13 protein-coding genes are annotated in these 16,511 nt (G+C 56.4%); 3 read left to right on the plus strand and 10 right to left on the minus strand.

Features of this window, described 5'->3' with window-relative positions; translation table 11 throughout:
- Positions 1-87 precede the first annotated feature (87 nt).
- The 6 genes from MPRO_RS09425 to trxA form a co-directional block, all read right to left on the minus strand.
- Positions 88-3,513: a PAS domain S-box protein gene (locus MPRO_RS09425; protein WP_067290915.1), complete on the minus strand. Its 3,426-nt coding sequence runs from the start codon at positions 3,511-3,513 to the stop codon at positions 88-90.
- A 28-nt stretch (positions 3,514-3,541) separates the two neighbouring features.
- A complete protein-coding gene (locus MPRO_RS09430; RefSeq protein ID WP_245635060.1) occupies positions 3,542-4,399 on the minus strand; it encodes a phosphate/phosphite/phosphonate ABC transporter substrate-binding protein in 858 nt (285 codons plus the stop codon).
- A 368-nt stretch (positions 4,400-4,767) separates the two neighbouring features.
- Complete coding sequence (locus tag MPRO_RS09435; protein WP_082708609.1) at positions 4,768-5,823, minus strand: 2Fe-2S iron-sulfur cluster-binding protein; 1,056 nt, start codon at positions 5,821-5,823, stop codon at positions 4,768-4,770.
- Complete coding sequence (gene ubiD, locus MPRO_RS09440) at positions 5,816-7,297, minus strand: 4-hydroxy-3-polyprenylbenzoate decarboxylase (RefSeq protein WP_067290919.1); 1,482 nt, start codon at positions 7,295-7,297, stop codon at positions 5,816-5,818. Before ubiD ends, MPRO_RS09435 begins: the two co-directional genes overlap by 8 nt.
- 154 nt (positions 7,298-7,451) lie before the next feature.
- Positions 7,452-8,711, minus strand: a complete 1,260-nt coding sequence (gene rho / locus MPRO_RS09445) for a transcription termination factor Rho (protein ID WP_067290922.1) — start codon at positions 8,709-8,711, stop codon at positions 7,452-7,454.
- A 218-nt stretch (positions 8,712-8,929) separates the two neighbouring features.
- Positions 8,930-9,256 carry a thioredoxin TrxA gene (gene trxA / locus MPRO_RS09450; RefSeq protein WP_020682427.1) on the minus strand — a complete coding sequence of 109 codons (327 nt, stop codon included), beginning with the start codon at positions 9,254-9,256 and terminating at the stop codon, positions 8,930-8,932.
- A gap of 277 nt (positions 9,257-9,533) precedes the next feature.
- Between trxA and MPRO_RS09455 the strand changes: the two genes are divergently transcribed.
- Entirely contained in the window at positions 9,534-11,048 is a 1,515-nt protein-coding gene (locus tag MPRO_RS09455; protein ID WP_067290925.1) for a Ppx/GppA phosphatase family protein, read from the plus strand.
- Positions 11,049-11,134: 86 nt separating this feature from the next.
- On the opposite strand, the gene MPRO_RS09460 is transcribed toward MPRO_RS09455, so the two are convergent.
- The 4 genes from MPRO_RS09460 to yrfG all read right to left on the minus strand — a co-directional run bounded on the left by MPRO_RS09460 (position 11,135) and on the right by yrfG (position 15,071).
- A complete protein-coding gene (locus MPRO_RS09460; RefSeq protein WP_067290929.1) occupies positions 11,135-12,682 on the minus strand; it encodes a phosphoenolpyruvate carboxykinase in 1,548 nt (515 codons plus the stop codon).
- A 180-nt stretch (positions 12,683-12,862) separates the two neighbouring features.
- Positions 12,863-13,735 carry an Hsp33 family molecular chaperone HslO gene (hslO, locus tag MPRO_RS09465; protein ID WP_067290932.1) on the minus strand — a complete coding sequence of 291 codons (873 nt, stop codon included), beginning with the start codon at positions 13,733-13,735 and terminating at the stop codon, positions 12,863-12,865.
- Between the two features lie 270 nt (positions 13,736-14,005).
- The gene (gene hslR / locus MPRO_RS09470; protein ID WP_067290940.1) at positions 14,006-14,407 is read right to left on the minus strand and encodes a ribosome-associated heat shock protein Hsp15; all 402 of its coding nucleotides are present in this window, start codon (positions 14,405-14,407) and stop codon (positions 14,006-14,008) included.
- Positions 14,400-15,071 carry a GMP/IMP nucleotidase gene (gene yrfG, locus MPRO_RS09475; RefSeq protein WP_067290942.1) on the minus strand — a complete coding sequence of 224 codons (672 nt, stop codon included), beginning with the start codon at positions 15,069-15,071 and terminating at the stop codon, positions 14,400-14,402. Before yrfG ends, hslR begins: the two co-directional genes overlap by 8 nt.
- Positions 15,072-15,121: 50 nt before the next feature.
- Here yrfG and nudE point away from each other — a divergent pair, with 50 nt between their 5' ends.
- Together nudE and MPRO_RS09485 are read left to right on the plus strand one after the other, a co-directional pair.
- Positions 15,122-15,691 carry an ADP compounds hydrolase NudE gene (gene nudE, locus MPRO_RS09480; protein ID WP_067290944.1) on the plus strand — a complete coding sequence of 190 codons (570 nt, stop codon included), beginning with the start codon at positions 15,122-15,124 and terminating at the stop codon, positions 15,689-15,691.
- Between the two features lie 217 nt (positions 15,692-15,908).
- On the plus strand, positions 15,909-16,493 hold the full coding sequence (locus MPRO_RS09485; RefSeq protein ID WP_067290946.1) for a superoxide dismutase: 585 nt from the start codon (positions 15,909-15,911) through the stop codon (positions 16,491-16,493).
- The last annotated feature ends 18 nt before the right edge of the window (positions 16,494-16,511 follow it).

Genomic DNA, 16,511 nt, shown 5'->3' on the forward strand with positions numbered 1-16,511 from the left:
GCTTGTGAATAGTGGTTCTATGTAACGAAACACAGCACAAAAAAACCGCAACTCCAGGTCGCGGTTTTTCATACTAAGAAGCGGTTATCAGAGGATTTTTTCCTGCCCTATGGCGGTGTCGCTAGTGCCGGTCCGGTAGTGCTCGCGCAAACTGCGGTACTCCTTGAACGTATGATCCAGCAGGTTCAACACCCTGGGGGCAAGCTGCATCACCTCATCAAACGCATCCGGCTGTATGCACAGAGCCTCCAGTTTGCCAGCGGACTGCTGTAGTTCCCTGGCACCAAAGGTCGCGGAGCATCCCTTGAGCGCATGGGCCGATTCTGCCAGCAACACCTGGTCCTGATCCAGCGTCGCCTGGGCCACGTCACTGCGACGCTGCCCCAGCTCTACGATGAAGGCATCCAGCATCACCAGCACAATCTCCGCCGAAGTATCCCGCTCCAAACGCGTAATCACCTCTCGATCCAGCAGGTCGAGCTCAGCGCCATCCGGCTCTGCCACGTCATTCGGTGCTTGCGTATCCGCGGCCTCGTCCCGACTGCAGAACTCCGCCAGAAGCCCAAGCAAACGCTCAACGTCAAATGGCTTGCTGATAAAATCATTCATGCCTGCGGCGAAGCAGCGATCAATCTCCGATTTCTCCGCATTCGCAGTCAGCGCGATAATCGGCGTATCCGCGTTAACGCCATCGCCACTGCGCAAACGCTCAACCGCTTCGATCCCGTTCATGTATGGCATGCGAACATCCATCAGAATAACGTCGAACAGGCTGTCCTGGGCCTTTTCCAGCGCTTCAAGTCCATCGCAGGCAATTTCAACTTCAAGCCCGCGCCGGCTCATCAATTCAGTCGCTACCAGGCGGTTGGCCTCTATATCCTCGACCAGAAGTACCCGCCCGCTGAGTTTACCTTCGACAACAGGTGAAACCATTTCTGGCATGCCATCACCATTCAGATACGCATAGACCCTGGAGCAGCTAATCGGCTTTACCAGCCGATAGGCATCGCTGGACAGAGTCGCAGGCCAGCGCACTTCCGGCCGTGTCAGAATCGCTACAGGTGTAGGCCAGCTCACCAGCCACCCGGGCAAATTCAACGCCCCCAGCTGCTGCAGCAGAGACTCATCGATCATGATGCGAGTCTGAGCACGTTCTTCGTCGTCAAAGCTGTCCAGCTTCCTGTGCAGCTCTTTCAGGCTGGCAACGCCCACCAGCGACTTGACCCAGCTACCCAGGCGGGTAGCAAATACGTCCTGAAATACCGTATTGGACGAGACCAGAACAAGGTTCAGCTGCGGGTCTAGCTTGCGCACGACTGGCTCGGCGTCCTTGAACACAACTGGAATAGCCACCTGGAAGCAACTACCCCTACCCGGCGCACTGGTGACACCGATACTTCCCTCAAGCAGCCCCACCAGACGACTGGCGATAGTCAGACCCAGCCCTGTGCCGCCGTGGTCGGCTTCGCGGCCAGATTCAGCCTGCTCGAATTCATCAAAGATCGAGGCCTGATGCTCCAGCGGAATGCCGACACCGGTATCACTTACCCGTATGCACAGCAGGTCCTTATCGTCCGCGCTTTTACTACGCTCGGCTCTGACCTCGATAATGCCCTGGGTTGTGAACTTGCGTGCATTATCGACCAGAATATTTATGATCTGGCGCAACCGCACCGGGTCTGTCACCAGCCGCCCCTGAGCGCTAGCACCAATACTGGCCAGCAATTCCACCCCTGAAGTCCGCATACGCGTCTGGGCAGCACCCAGCACTTCTTCCACCAACTCAGTAAGGTTGTGCTCACCGTGAACCAAATCCAGGTGGCCAGACTCAATCTTGGAGAAATCCAGAACCTCATTGATCACCGCCAGCAAGGCCGCACCACTGCTCTGGGCCGTATGCAGCAGGTGTCGCTGCTCTGTGTCCTCTACCCGCTCCGCGACCAGGTGCACCGCCGCCAGTACAGCATTAAGAGGCGAGCGAATTTCATGGCTCATATGGGATAAAAACCTCGATTTGGCGTGTGATGCCTGCTCGGCATCCTCCTTGGCCTGCACGAGCTGTTGCTCGGCCTCCAGACGTCCTCTGATGTCGCGCATAAACGCGGTGGCGTGCCAGTCGCCGTCAATTGCAGCCGCAACCAGTGAAAACTCAATAGGTATGCGCTGACCATCAGCACTCATGGCCTCAACTTCGATCCTCTTGCCAACCAGTGGCCCTTCACCGGTTTCAATAAAGTGCGCCATCCCCTTGCTGTGCATCTGGCGCATTTCCGGTGGAATAAGGTAGTCCTCCATTAACTGCCCCATCATCTCTTCGCGGCTCCAGCCAAACAGTGCCTCAGCAGCGGCGTTGTATTCCACCACCAGGCCTTGAAGATTAATGGTAACCAGCGCATCCAGACTGGCATCTGCCACCATGGACTTGATTCGCCCGGAGCGACGTACTTCGGCTTCCATTTTCTGCTTCAGTGTCAGGTCGCGAATCATGCTGACGCAGACATCTCTGCCCTCCAGACGCATGATCGACACCGATATATCAATAGGGAAGGCGGAGCCATCCTTGCGCACCGCCTTGATCTCCCGTCCCTTGCCCAGATAGTCCGACGATAGCGCGGCTATATCCCGCACGCTGTAGCCGGAAAAGTGATTCTTGTCAGTATCAGCCATCAGGATGGCCACATTGCGGCCGAGTAACTCGTCGGCGTCGTAGCCGAACAACTCCTCAGTGGCAGGGTTCACCCGGCTGATCACACCGTCATTTTCAATGGTGATAATGCTGTCGACAACGGACTCCAGCACCGTACGCAAATAAATTTCACCGCGCGCATTAAGCTCGCCCAACACCTGCGCCTCATGTGCCTTGGCACTCAGCTTTTTCTGTTCCGTCTTGAGCGAATTCAGCATGCTGTTAAAGGCACGCGCTGTGACCGCCAGCTCATCGTTGCCGTGTACCTCCAGCTCTTCGCGTGTTTCACCACTGGCTACCGCTTTGGCATGGCTCTGCAGCCGTACCAGTTGTTGTGTCAGATGAGCTCCCAGAAACCAGGACGCCAGCAATAACAATCCCATACCGACCAGCGCTATCAAGCTCAGTTGCCAGCGGGCCTCATCCAGCCGCTGCAGCAGAAAAGTCGTATCAAAACCCAGCCGGATCTTGCCAAAACTGTACCCAGCCTCTTCCACACCTGCTGCCACTGCCAGAACAGCCCCCTGGTCGGCGGCAGTAACCTCGCCCCTGGACGCCAGAACACCGTTGCTGTCGGAAACCTCGACATAGGCAACTTCCTGCAGCGCAGCCACTTCGGCCACCATTTCTTCCAGCGTTGCCAGATCCGTCGAGATCAAAGCGTCTTTGGACATAGTGGCAAACAGACGACTGGTATCGTTGGCACGGCGATCGACCGCCTCCAGCATCCAGCTATCCATGTAATAGGTCGCCAGCCAGACCAGCAGGGCCATTACCACGGCCTGCATGAGTGCTATACCCAGTATTGTTTTCAGTCGGAACGACATTGCATTCCTCCCAGGCTATGCGCCATGACTATTCAAGTCGATTAATGCGCAGAGCCCGCACATCATCCCATTCGTTATCGGACGCGACCTGAAAGCCGCTGTATTTCAGCGCGGTCAAGAGCGTTGCGCCTTTTTCGTCCTGAGCAAGCCCACTGAATACCGCCAGCAACCGCTGCCGTACCTCGTCCGTCACCCGGGGGTGCGCTGCTATCGGGTGCGGGGTGTAGCCCGGGGAGGTCCAGAGCACCCTCAACTGGTCCCGCACCTCGGGCTCCAGAGAATTAAAGGTGCGCTGAATGCCCCCACCGGCTACAAATCGGCCCGCCGCCACGCCGCGATATACCGCATCGTGGGACAGGACATAAAAAGGCCGACTTTCCACGCCCAGACCCGCGAGTGTCGCCTGGGGCAGGATGGTAGCGGCGAAGGCCGCCGGCGCCGGATACGCCAGATCCGCCAGATTCAAATCCTCCAGCGACTGCAGCGGCGAGTCTTTGCGTACAACGAAAATGCCGCGAATACTTTGATCTCTGGCGCGCACCAGAGCCTCATAACCATTACTCTGGTGATACACGGTGTAATGGTAGGGGTTCATATAGGCCAGGTCATAAACACCCTCGCGTACACGCTGCTCGAAGGTCGGTATATCCGGTGCCGTGGCAAAGATGATTTCAACGCCTGAACGCTTCGACACCTCGGCAAGCAACGGCAGCCAGATGCGTGCCAGCTTGTAGGCGGACTGCTGCGGCACCACACCAAACATCAGACGCTGGGGTAACAGCCCGGAATCAACACTCAGTTCAGACTGCGAAACCGTCGACGCCCATGAAGCAGCGCCTAACAGGGGGCAGAGACCTATGGCCATCAAAGCGGCTCTTCTTTTCATCTCAAACTCCCGATTTATTGTTGATACAGTAAATAGAGCAAATATCGAGCCAAGATAAACAATTCCTTAGGAAACCGAGACCTGACTTGTATCGACAGCCGATTCCTAGTGGTCTCTGGCGTCGACTCACATTCTGCAGCGTAAAACGGGATGCATTTTGCGTATTGCAAAATCGTCGATCCGAAGAAAATTCAAAATGAGCGCAGATGGGAGTAACACAAGGGCATTACGGCTGGAGCAAAAAAAGCAGGGCTTGAGATAACAGTGGCGCAGGGGTCGGTGTATTACGGGATTCGATGCAAGGGAGATAAAACGGGTCCACACAGCTGCCGCGGCCATATTGCATGGCCACGGCAAGGCGGGCAGGGTTAACTGGCGGGTCTGGGTGCGTAGGCGAACACATCTGAATGCAGCTGATTGGCACCCATGCCATGCTGCTCGCAAGCTTCCAGCAGCGCATACACCATGGCCGGTGATCCGCTGGCGTAGACCTGGGTATCAGCAAAATGATCCATGTCTTCCAGCATGGCCTGGGGCAGCAGACCAGTACGACCGACCCACTCAGGGTTCAGCTCAGGCTCACTGACCACCGGAACAAAATGCACATTGGGATATTCCCGGGCCCACTGCTCAGGCAGTGCCAGCTGGTAGAGATCCGTGGCATCCCGTGCGCCCCAGTAAATGCGAATCTGGTTTTTGACCTGGCGAGCCAGCAAGTGCTCAACCATGCTCTTGATCTGGGAAAAGCCCGTACTGGCCGCCGCAAACACAAGCCGGTCATCGGCAGCCAGCGTTGCTGCATTCAGACAGCAGACGCCTTTGGGGGCTTCTATATCTACCGTTTTTTCCTGCTGCAGGTGCGCCATTACGGCACAGGACATCTCGCTGTCCGGCAGCAGGCGAATATGCAGCTCCAGCATGCGCTCCAGCTCAGGGGCAGAGGCGATCGAAAACGAAGCCTTTTTGCCATTGGGCAGGCATATATCCAGATACTGCCCAGCCTGGAACTCCAGCGCCAGTGACGCTGTAGCCGGCAGGCGCAGCCGAACCAGATACACATCCCGGTTAAGCACCTCGACCGAGGTAATGTCACAGTTCAGTTTCTTCACTACTACTTCTCCAGGGAGTTTGAGTCCCTTTATCTTTACGCTAACGTCGGTCAACGGCACGCTGGTGCAGGCCAAGGCGAACATATCGCCCGCCGCGACACCCGGCGGTGGCGCACACAGATGGCGCCTTGGATAACGCTGCTGCAGTTCCCCCTGCAACAGGCTGACCTCACAAATTTCACAGACACCGTTACGACAGCTGCGGCGCATGCCAAACCCCAGCCGTTCCAGCGCCTGCAGCAGGGTTTCACCGGGGTAGGTTTCAATCACCCGGTTCACGCCTGCCAGCAACACCCGGCGAGGCTCTTCAGTCACCCAAAATACCCAGTTCATCCCAGATGGAGTCGATTCGAGCCTTGACCTCATCATCCATGCGGATGGGTACACCCCACTCGCGCTGGGTCTCGCCTTCCCACTTGTTGGTGGCATCCAGTCCCATCTTCGACCCCAGACCCGACACCGGCGACGCAAAATCCAGATAGTCTATCGGCGTATTATCGATCAGTACCGTATCTCGCGACGGGTCCATGCGAGTGGTAATAGCCCAGATAACGTCGTTCCAGTCCCGCGCATTGATATCATCGTCACAAACGATCACAAACTTGGTATACATGAACTGGCGCAGGAAGGACCAGACACCCAGCATCACGCGCTTGGCATGACCCGGATACTGCTTCTTCATTGTCACCACCGCCATGCGGTACGAGCAGCCTTCCGGTGGCAGATAGAAATCAATGATCTCCGGAAACTGCTTCTGCAGGATAGGGACGAACACTTCATTCAAGGCCACACCCAGAATCGCCGGCTCATCCGGCGGACGTCCCGTATAAGTGCTGTGATAAATCGGCCGATTGCGATGCGTAATGCGATCGACGGTGAATACCGGAAAACGATCCACCTCATTATAGTAGCCGGTGTGATCGCCGAAGGGCCCCTCATCCGCCATCTCGTCGGGATGAATATGCCCTTCCAGAATAAACTCCGCACTGGCAGGAACCTGCAGATCGTTACCCAGACAGCTTATCACCTCGGTTTTGCCACCGCGCAACAGGCCGGCAAAGGCGTACTCGGACAGCGTATCCGGCACCGGCGTTACCGCCCCCAGAATGGTCGCAGGATCCGCGCCCAGCGCCACGGCCACAGGGAATGGTTTGCCGGGATGCTGCTCTTTCCATTCCCGGAAATCCAGCGCCCCGCCCCGGTGTGCCAGCCAGCGCATAATCAGCTTGTTGCGGCCGATCAGTTGCTGACGGTAAATGCCCAGGTTCTGACGCGCCTTGTTAGGACCCCGGGTAATAACCAGCGGCCAAGTAACCAGAGGGCCGGCGTCGCCGGGCCAGCAGGTCTGGATCGGCAGCTTGTACAGGTCCACGTCGTCGCCTTCGATCACATGGGTCTGGCAGGGGGCTGACTTCACTACCTTGGGACCCATGTTCAGCACCTGCTTGAAGATCGGCAGTTTTTCCCAGGCATCTCGCATGCCTTTGGGTGGCTCAGGCTCTTTGAGCTGCGCCAGTACCTTGCCCACCTCGCGCAGCGCCTCGACCGTCTCCTCCCCCATACCCAGCGCCACTCGCTGCGGCGTACCAAACAGGTTGGCCAGTACCGGATAGTCATAGCCCTTGGGGTTCTCGAACAACAATGCCGGGCCACCCGCACGCAGGGTGCGGTCGCATATTTCGGTCATTTCGAGTTTGGGGTCGATCGGCTGGGAAATTCGCTTGAGCTCACCGCGCGCTTCCAGCATCGCCATGAAGTCACGCAGGTCTTTATATTTGGGTGAGGACATAATCGATAAACTTCAGTCGTTACAGTGTCTCTGCGGCAGAACCATTACCAGGGCAAAAAAACCGGGCAGGCAGAAACACAAATGAGTGACCGGACATTCCAAACATAAAAAAGGGTAAGCACAGGCTTACCCTTTTCCAATTCCGGAACAACGCTTACTGGCGTTTCATCGACAGGAAGAACTCGTTGTTGGTCTTGAAGTCCTTCAGCTTGTCGATGACAAACTCGGTCGCGGAGGTATCTTCCATCGGATCCAGCAGACGACGCAGAATCCACATGCGCTGCATTTCGTCTTCGGTCGTCAGAAGGTCTTCACGGCGTGTGCCTGAGCGACGTATATTAATCGCCGGGAACATACGACGCTCTGCAGCCTTACGGTCCAGGTGTACTTCGGAGTTACCGGTACCCTTGAACTCTTCGTAGATCACTTCGTCCATTTTCGAGCCGGTATCAACCAGCGCGGTGGCGATAATGGTCAGGCTGCCGCCTTCCTCGATGTTACGAGCCGCACCAAAGAAACGCTTGGGACGTTCCAGTGCATGCGCATCGACACCACCGGTCAGTACCTTGCCGGACGACGGAATCACCGTGTTGTAGGCACGCGCCAAACGCGTTACCGAGTCCAGCAGTATCACCACGTCTTTCTTGTGTTCAGTCAGACGTTTGGCCTTTTCCAGCACCATTTCAGCGACCTGCACGTGACGCGACGGCGGCTCATCAAAGGTAGAGGCAACCACTTCGCCGCGCACCGTGCGCTGCATTTCGGTTACTTCCTCTGGGCGCTCATCGATCAGCAACACGATCAGGTGGCAATCCGGGCTGTTACGGGTAATGCTGCTGGCGATATTCTGCAGCATCAGTGTTTTACCCGCTTTTGGCGGAGACACGATCAAGGCGCGCTGGCCTTTGCCCATAGGGCATACCAAATCGATAACGCGGGCCGTGATGTCTTCAGTACTGCCGTTGCCGATTTCCATGCGCAGGCGTTCCTGCGGGAACAGCGGCGTCAGGTTTTCGAACAGAATTTTGTTCTTGGCGTTTTCCGGCCTGTCGTAGTTAATTTCGTCGACTTTAAGCAGCGCGAAATAACGCTCACCATCTTTCGGCGGACGGATCTTGCCGGTAATGGTATCGCCAGTGCGAAGGTTAAAACGGCGGATCTGACTCGGTGAAACGTAAATATCGTCAGGGCCAGCCAGGTAGGATGAATCAGCGGAGCGGAGGAAGCCGAAGCCATCCTGCAGTATCTCGAGAACGCCGTCGCCAGAGATATCTTCGCCGCCTTTGGAGTGTCTCTTCAGAATTGCGAAGATCACATCCTGTTTACGAGAACGGGCAAGGTTGTCCATTCCCATTTCTTGCGCGATTTCCAGAAGCTCCGGAACGCTTTTTGTTTTGAGCTCGGTTAGATTCATATGCTTTGGAGAAGGGCCACGAATGACCAAGTTAGAGTGGAAAACAGGAGAAAATCAGAGGTCGATACTAATGACTGGGAGTCTGAAGCTTGTCAAAGGGGGTGACAAGTACCCAGCAGTCGCAGTCAATATAAAGGCTTGGGTGGCGGCTGTCTAGACTGGAGGGCAAGAAATATAAATCGGCGGCGCCGATCCATTTCCGCCCTCCGGATCACAAATCAGAGGTTGGCGTCGATAAAGGCAGCCAGCTGGGACTTGGAAAGAGCGCCCACCTTGGTCGCTTCAACATTGCCACCCTTGAACAGCATCAGGGTCGGGATACCACGAATACCGAACTTCGGCGGTGTTTCGTTGTTTTCATCGATATTGAGCTTGCAAACTTTCAGCTTGCCTTCGTAATCTTTGGCAATTTCTTCCAGTACCGGTGCAATCATCTTGCAGGGGCCACACCATTCAGCCCAGTAATCAACCAGCACCGCGCGCTCTGCTTTGAGCACTTCCTCTTCGAAAGATGCATCGGTCACGTTAACGATGTTTTCGCTCATAGGATCCATTCTCCAAACACGCGAGGTGTTCATATTAGTGCTTCTGCGGAAATTCCGACCCCAAATTCCTACTATAGGATGGGACAATAATGCCGGGATAACCTCAACTGCTGCCGATGATACCATTGCACAAAAAAAAATGTGAACACTAAGCGCGGATCATGACGTTTTCAGGCTACGTAAAGGCGACCTCACCCCGGCCAGAAAAACATCGATGGTCATATTATTCTGATATTCTTAGCCGCTCTGTTCCTGTGGCATGGTATGCACCAGAAAGATGAATGATACGACTCCCTTATCCGCCGCACTAAAACCCCCTTCCCTGCTGGCGGCGATCGACCTTGGCTCCAACAGTTTCCACATGGTCGTCGCTCAGCTAATAGACGGTGAAATAAAACTGCAGGACGTGATGTCGGAAAAGGTCCAGCTTGCCGCAGGCCTTGATGCCGACAAGGTGCTGAGCGAAGAGGCCCAGCAGCGTGGCCTTGAGTGCCTGGCACGCTTTGCACAGCGCGTAGCTGACCTGCCACGCAGAGCAATCCGCATAGTGGCAACCAACGCCCTGCGTGAGGCTGTTAATAGCCGCGAGTTTCTCGAGCGGGCCGAAGTCATCATGCAAACATCCCTGGAAATCATTCCAGGTCGCGAAGAAGCACGACTGATTTATCTCGGTGTGTGTCAGACCCGCCCGCCGCAAGATGGCATGCGCATGGTGATTGACATAGGTGGCGGCAGTACTGAGCTGATACTGGGTGAGAAATTTCAGCCCCGCGCGCTCGAAAGCCTCGAAATGGGCTGCGTCAGCTTTACCCAGCGATATTTCCACGACGGACAAATCAGCAAGGCGGCCTTCCAGAAAGCCACCTACGCAGCCCTGCGTGAGCTGATGTCGATTCAGAAACGCTACAGGCGCCTCGGCTGGAGCAACTGTGTCGGCTCCTCCGGCACCATCAAAGCGATTCGCAATGCCTGCATAAACCTGGAACTCAGCGAAGAACACATTACGGCTCGGGCGCTGGACCAGCTGCGCCAGAGAATACTCGGCTATCGCCACGTCGATGAGATCACCGAAGTTAAAGCCGAGCGCCGGGCTCTATTGCCCGCAGGGCTGGCCATCCTCTGTGCCGCCTTTGATTCACTGGGCATACGCGAGATGGCCTGCTCCGAGGGCGCACTGCGAGAGGGGTTACTATTCGAAATGGCCGGACGCCTGCAACACGAAGACATCAGAGAGCGCAGCATCAGCATGCTGGTACGTCGTTACCAAGTAGACCGTCACCAGGCCGAACGCGTCGAACGCAGCGCACTCCAAGCCCTGGAGCAGCTGCGCGACAGCTGGGGTCTGAACGAGCCCCAGCACGCCCAGATGCTGCGCTGGGCCGCGCACACCCATGAAATTGGCCGCGCCATCTCCCATGCCCAGTACCACAAACACAGCGCCTACCTGCTGCAGAACTCTGATATCGCGGGCTTTACCAACCTGGACCGCCAGCAATTGGCACTACTTGCGCGCAGCCACCGTCGCAAATTCCCCAAGGACGACTTCAAACAGCTGCCCAACAGCCGCCAGCAGGCCTGCCGCCGCCTGGCGATTCTGCTGCGTCTGGCAAGCCTGCTGCACCGCAACCGCAGCCCCAACAAGCTTCCACCCGTGCAACTGGCTGTCGAAGACAAACAACTGTCACTGTACTTTCCCGCAGGCTGGCTAGAGCAGCAGCCGCTAACGCAGGCCGATCTGGAGCAGGAAGCCGAATACCTGAAATCAGTGGGGATAAAACTGCAGTTCAGCTAACAGCAACAGCCATTTGATAAATCCAGAACAAAAAAAACCGCCGCGGGGTAACCCCGGGCGGTTTTTTTAAGCTGTGCAGAGTCTGCTTACAGACTCGGCCCTGCCGCCACAATTTTCTCGTCAACACCGCTGAACTTGCGGAAGTTCTCGACGAACTGTCCGGCAAGATCCTTGGCAGTGGCGTCAAACGCACCTTTGTTTGCCCAGGTATTACGCGGGTTCAGCAGATTGGTTTCAACGCCAGGTACGGACTTTGGTACCCTCAGGTTCAGACCATCCAACTGCTCGGTTTCAACGTCAATCAGGGCACCGCTCTGAATCGCTGCGATAATGCCGCGGGTCGTCGGGATGCTGAAGCGATCTCCGGTGCCGTAAGATCCGCCCGTCCAGCCGGTGTTCACCAGATAGACCCTGGAGCCGAACTCTTCAATGCGCTTGATCAGCAGATCGGCGTACTCACGCGCAGGACGCGGGAAGAAAGGCGCGCCGAAGCAGGTGGAGAAGGTCGACTTGATGCCGCCGCCTGAACCCATTTCGGTAGAGCCTACCAGTGCGGTGTAACCCGACAGGAAGTGGTACGCCGCCGCTTCCTTGCTCAGGATAGACACTGGCGGCAGCACGCCGGTCAGGTCGCAGGTGAGGAAGATAATGGCCTGTGGCTCGCCACCCAAATTGTGCTCGGTACGCTTTTCAACGTGCTCCAGCGGGTAGGCGCAGCGACCGTTCTCGGTCAGGCTGGTATCGACGTAATCCGCCGTGCGGGCTTCATTCAGAACCACGTTCTCAACGATGGCGCCAAAGCGAATCGCATCCCAGATGATAGGTTCGTTCTTCTGGCTCAGGTTGATGGTCTTGGCATAGCAGCCACCTTCCAGGTTGAAGACAACACCCTTGCCCCAGCCGTGCTCGTCGTCACCGATCAGGTAACGCTCAGGATCAGCGGACAATGTGGTCTTGCCCGTACCGGACAGACCGAAGAACAGCGTCGTGCTGCCGTCGTCGCCCACGTTGGCCGAGCAATGCATCGGCAGAACGTCTTTTTCCGGCAGCAGGAAGTTCTGCACCGAGAACATCGCCTTCTTCATTTCACCGGCGTATTCCATGCCGGCGATCAGTACTTTGCGCTTGGCAAAGTTCAGGATCACGCAGCCATCGGTGTTGGTGCCATCACGCTCAGGGTCACAGCGAAAGCCTGCAACGTTGAGGATCTGCCACTCTTCCTTGCCCTTGGGGTTGTAGTCCGCAGGACGGATAAACAGGTTCTGACCAAACAGATTCTGCCAGGCAGTCTGTGTCATCATTTTTACCGGCAGGTAGTGACCCTGATCGGCGCCAACGTGAACCATCGAGACAAACTGTTCCCGATCGGCCAGATAGGCTTCAACCCGCTCCCAGAGGGCATCAAACTTGTCCGAATCGAACGGACGGTTGATGTTGCCCCAGTCAATTTCATCGCTGGTGCTTGGCTCATTAACGATGAAACGATCCAGCGGCGAGCGCCCGGTGCGCTTGCCGGTAGTCACGACCAGCGCGCCTGAGTCAGCCAGCTGGCCTTCTCCGCGTTCGATCGCTTTTTCAACCAGCTGAGCACGGCTCAGGTTGGTGTGTACAGTATTCTCAGTTTCTATGGTCATTACTGGATTCCCTTGGCATAGGCGCCAATAACGCTACCTGTCTCGCAGATGCTGTCGTGCAGATGAAAGACCCAATCGCGCCCCTTTCGCGGTTATAGTATTTATTTGGGGAGGCGCATTATCGCACAAAAAATAACGCATTGACTATTCTATGAGCGGCAGCGGCGTGCTGCCTGAGCGTCAATGCAGCAGGTCAGATTTGGGAATATTTGCACTGTCGGAGAACATGCTCAGAATATCCGTTTCATCAAAGCTGTGGTGCTCATTGCAGAATTGACAGCCCACGCCGACTGAACCCTCTTTTGCCACAATTTCCAGCAATTCGTCGCGGGTAAGAAACTGCAGCGCATTGCCACAGCGCTCGCGACTGCAGTCACAATGAAAGCGCAGCGGGCGCGAATCGAACAGACGACAGCTCTCTTCGTGAAACAGCCGGTACAGCAGGGTTTCGCCATCAAGTGTCAGTAACTCTTCAGGCTTCAGCGTGGCGCCCAGCTGACTAATATGCGACCAGTCCTCTGCGGCCGTACCCGCCGCGGGCATTACCTGTAGCAGCAAGCCCGCCGCACGCTGACCATCCGCCGCCAGATGCACCTGAGTGGGCAACTGTTCAGACTGGCTAAAGTAATTTTCAATGCAGCGCGCCAGGGTTTCACCCTCCAGTGATACCACGCCCTGATAGCGGCGCCCTTCGGCAGGCTCAATGGTGATCGCCAGACGTCCGTTGACCAGCAGCTCATTGAAGGCCAGCTCCTGCGGGATTTCACCCTCATAGCGGGCAATGGCGCGCAGATCCTGCTGATGGTTACATTCCGCCATCAGCATTTGCACCGCCCCCTCACCTGATGCCTGCAGCACCAGACGGCCCTCGAATTTCAGCGTTGAGCTCAGCAGGCTCACCGCCGCCAGCATTTCACCCAACACCCGCTGCAACAGCGGCGGATACTCATGCAGCCCCAGCACCTGCTGATAGCTGTCTTCGAGTCCTACCAGGACACCACGAATATCAAGTTTATCGAACAGCACAGGCTGTATCTGATCGGTATTGCTCATCAATATCTATCTCGCAACAGGCGCCGCGCGCCCGACCCTACAGGGAATCGTGCAGGCTATAGCGGAGCGCGGTGAGTCAGGTGTTGCAACAGCGAGGGACGGACAGCCGGCCACTTTCAAGCCACCGGCTAGAGTGACCAAGGCCCTCGGCGTTACCATTTCGGCGCATTTTATCACAACCGAATTAGAACCCGGCATGCGCCGCGAGATCCGCCTGCCATGCCCTCAGCCCCTTGCTTTAGTGCCCTGATACGGACCTTCTAAAGCTCGTCACTCAACCTGACGTTCCTTGAAACCACGAATCTGCCGCCGGTCCTTCTTGTTGAGCTGGTGACGCGGATTCAGCCCGCTGCCGCCATTGAGTTTGCGCTCCGCCGCCAGCTTTTCGCGCTTTTCAATGCTCTCGGGGGTTTCACGATAGAGCTGCTGCGCCTCTGGGGCGCCGCGGCGTTGATCGGACAACTGCAGAATCTCGATTTCCTTGATATCCATACCCTGACGAATTTGCAACATGGCCCCCACCTCCACCAGCTTGCTGCACTTGCTGCGCTGGCCGTTGTAATGCACCTTGCCACCTTCGATCATGTCCTTGGCCGTCGCCCGCGTGCGATAAAAACGCGCAGCCCAGAGCCACTTGTCGAGCCGTATCTTGCCTTCATGACCATCATTCATCGCGCTGATCACCATCTTTAAACAATTCATCAAACTGATCGACCGCCCGGAATTCGTCAATGCTGCGCGCCGGTGCCTGACTATCGGGCTGAACAATGGACAGCAGGTGCGCGATGCCAAAACGCTCGGCGGAACGCAGCACCGGCAGACTGTCGTCCACCAGCAGGGTTCGAGCCGGATTGAATGGTTCGACTGCCTGCAGTTGAGACCAGAACTGCACATCTTCCTTGGGCAGGCGGAAGTCATGGGAGCAGATGATGGCATCCACCAGGGTATCGAGGCCCGTGATCTGCAGCTTGAGATTCAGGCTGTCACGGTGTGCATTGGTCACGATCACTGAACGCATTCCGCGCTGTCGCAAACGCTGCAGAAAGTCCTGCACCTGGGGTCTGAAGCCAATGCGATCAGCCACTTCTCGCTTGAGCGCTGGAATATCGACGCCCAGCTGCTCGGACCAGTAGTCCAGGCAATACCAGTTGAGCGTCCCCTGCTCCTGTGTGATACGCTGATGCAGCCATTCCCGGGCGTCTTCGGGCTTAAGCCTGCGCAGCTGTGCATAGCGTAGGGGCAGGTGCTCCAGCCAGAAGTAAGAGTCGAAATGGAGGTCCAGCAGGGTTCCATCCATGTCGAGCAAAACGGTATCGACGGCACGCCAATCCAGCATTGTTATCGTCCGGGGTCAGGTCAGAATTCAGTCTCAGAGTCGCAATCAGTATGCCCGTAAAGCCACAAATATTGAAGGTAACCTGCGTTGCACGCAGCCGCCTGTTTCACGTTGAAGCACTGGAACTGCGCTTCTCCAATGGCGTTGAACGCAACTATGAACGCCTGGCCACACGCGGTCACGGCGCCGTCATGATCGTACCCATACTGCCCAACGGTGATGTTGTGCTGATTCGCGAGTACGCCGCCGGGCTCGACGAATACACCCTCACACTGCCCAAGGGGCTGATCGATCCAGGTGAAAACGCCGAAGAAGCAGCCCTGCGCGAACTTCAGGAAGAAGCCGGCTTTGGCTGTAGAAAGCTAGAGCGCTTGAAAGAGATGACCAGTGCCCCCAACTATATGGGACACCGTATAACGGTATTGCTGGCCCGGGATCTCTATCCAAGTCGCCTTGAAGGTGACGAACCCGAGCCGCTGGAGCCGGTGCACTGGCCCCTGTCGGAGCTGGAAACACTGGTACAACGCGAAGAATTCAACGAAGGGCGGGCGATCGCGGCACTCTACATGGCCCGATCCCGCCTTGCGCTTGAAGCCAGCGGCAGCAAAACAGCAGGCTAACTCAGGAGCCATCCTGGCGCAAAACGCCGGATGTCGCCTTCAGATCAGGGTGGCTAAAACTACACATTAGCCATCGAAAACAGACAAAAAAAACGCTGCATCTTGTGCCATGAAAAGGTGCTTTAACGGTGCTATAGTCTCTCGTCTGTCGAACCCACGGACTCGACAAACCGAGTTTTATGCTGAACCTGTCGACCTAAGATAAAAGGGAAATCTCATGAGCTTTGAATTACCGCCACTGCCTTACGCCAAAGACGCTCTGCTGCCGCATATCTCTGCAGAAACTCTGGACTTCCACCACGGCAAACACCACAACACTTATGTGGTCAAGCTGAACGGTCTGGTACCGGGTACCGAATACGAAGGCAAGTCACTGGAAGAGGTCATCATGGCCGCGCCGGCTGGCCCTGTTTTCAACAACGCCGCCCAAATCTGGAACCACACTTTCTACTGGAACAGCCTGTCCCCCAACGGCGGCGGCGCTCCTACAGGTGCGATTGCTGATGCCATCAACGCCAAATGGGGTTCTTTCGAAGCCTTCCAGGCCGCGTTTAACGACAAGGCCGTTAACAACTTCGGTTCTTCCTGGACCTGGCTGGTGAAAAATGCCGACGGTTCCCTGGACATCGTCAACACCAGCAACGCCGGCACGCCTATGACCTCTGGCCAGACCGCTCTGCTGACCGTCGATCTGTGGGAACACGCCTACTACATCGACTACCGCAACGTGCGTCCGGATTACCTGAAAGGTTTCTGGGCTCTGGCAAACTGGGACTTCGCCAACGCCAACCTGGCTGGCTAATCGATTCCGGTTACGAAA

This window comes from Marinobacterium profundum (assembly GCF_001528745.1).
In the GTDB taxonomy this organism is placed as follows: Bacteria; Pseudomonadota; Gammaproteobacteria; order Pseudomonadales; family Balneatricaceae; genus Marinobacterium_A; species Marinobacterium_A profundum.

What these genes read in the sequence shown, in the direction of transcription:
- rho (WP_067290922.1), bottom strand. Translation starts at nt 8,711, where the DNA reads ATGAATCTAACCGAGCTCAAAACAAAAAGCGTTCCGGAGCTTCTGGAA.
- nudE (WP_067290944.1), top strand. Translation starts at nt 15,122, where the DNA reads ATGCCCGTAAAGCCACAAATATTGAAGGTAACCTGCGTTGCACGCAGC.
- MPRO_RS09455 (WP_067290925.1), top strand. Translation starts at nt 9,534, where the DNA reads ATGAATGATACGACTCCCTTATCCGCCGCACTAAAACCCCCTTCCCTG.
- hslR (WP_067290940.1), bottom strand. Translation starts at nt 14,407, where the DNA reads ATGAATGATGGTCATGAAGGCAAGATACGGCTCGACAAGTGGCTCTGG.
- MPRO_RS09485 (WP_067290946.1), top strand. Translation starts at nt 15,909, where the DNA reads ATGAGCTTTGAATTACCGCCACTGCCTTACGCCAAAGACGCTCTGCTG.
- ubiD (WP_067290919.1), bottom strand. Translation starts at nt 7,297, where the DNA reads ATGTCCTCACCCAAATATAAAGACCTGCGTGACTTCATGGCGATGCTG.
- trxA (WP_020682427.1), bottom strand. Translation starts at nt 9,256, where the DNA reads ATGAGCGAAAACATCGTTAACGTGACCGATGCATCTTTCGAAGAGGAA.
- hslO (WP_067290932.1), bottom strand. Translation starts at nt 13,735, where the DNA reads ATGAGCAATACCGATCAGATACAGCCTGTGCTGTTCGATAAACTTGAT.
- MPRO_RS09425 (WP_067290915.1), bottom strand. Translation starts at nt 3,513, where the DNA reads ATGTCGTTCCGACTGAAAACAATACTGGGTATAGCACTCATGCAGGCC.
- yrfG (WP_067290942.1), bottom strand. Translation starts at nt 15,071, where the DNA reads ATGCTGGATTGGCGTGCCGTCGATACCGTTTTGCTCGACATGGATGGA.
- MPRO_RS09430 (WP_245635060.1), bottom strand. Translation starts at nt 4,399, where the DNA reads ATGAAAAGAAGAGCCGCTTTGATGGCCATAGGTCTCTGCCCCCTGTTA.
- MPRO_RS09460 (WP_067290929.1), bottom strand. Translation starts at nt 12,682, where the DNA reads ATGACCATAGAAACTGAGAATACTGTACACACCAACCTGAGCCGTGCT.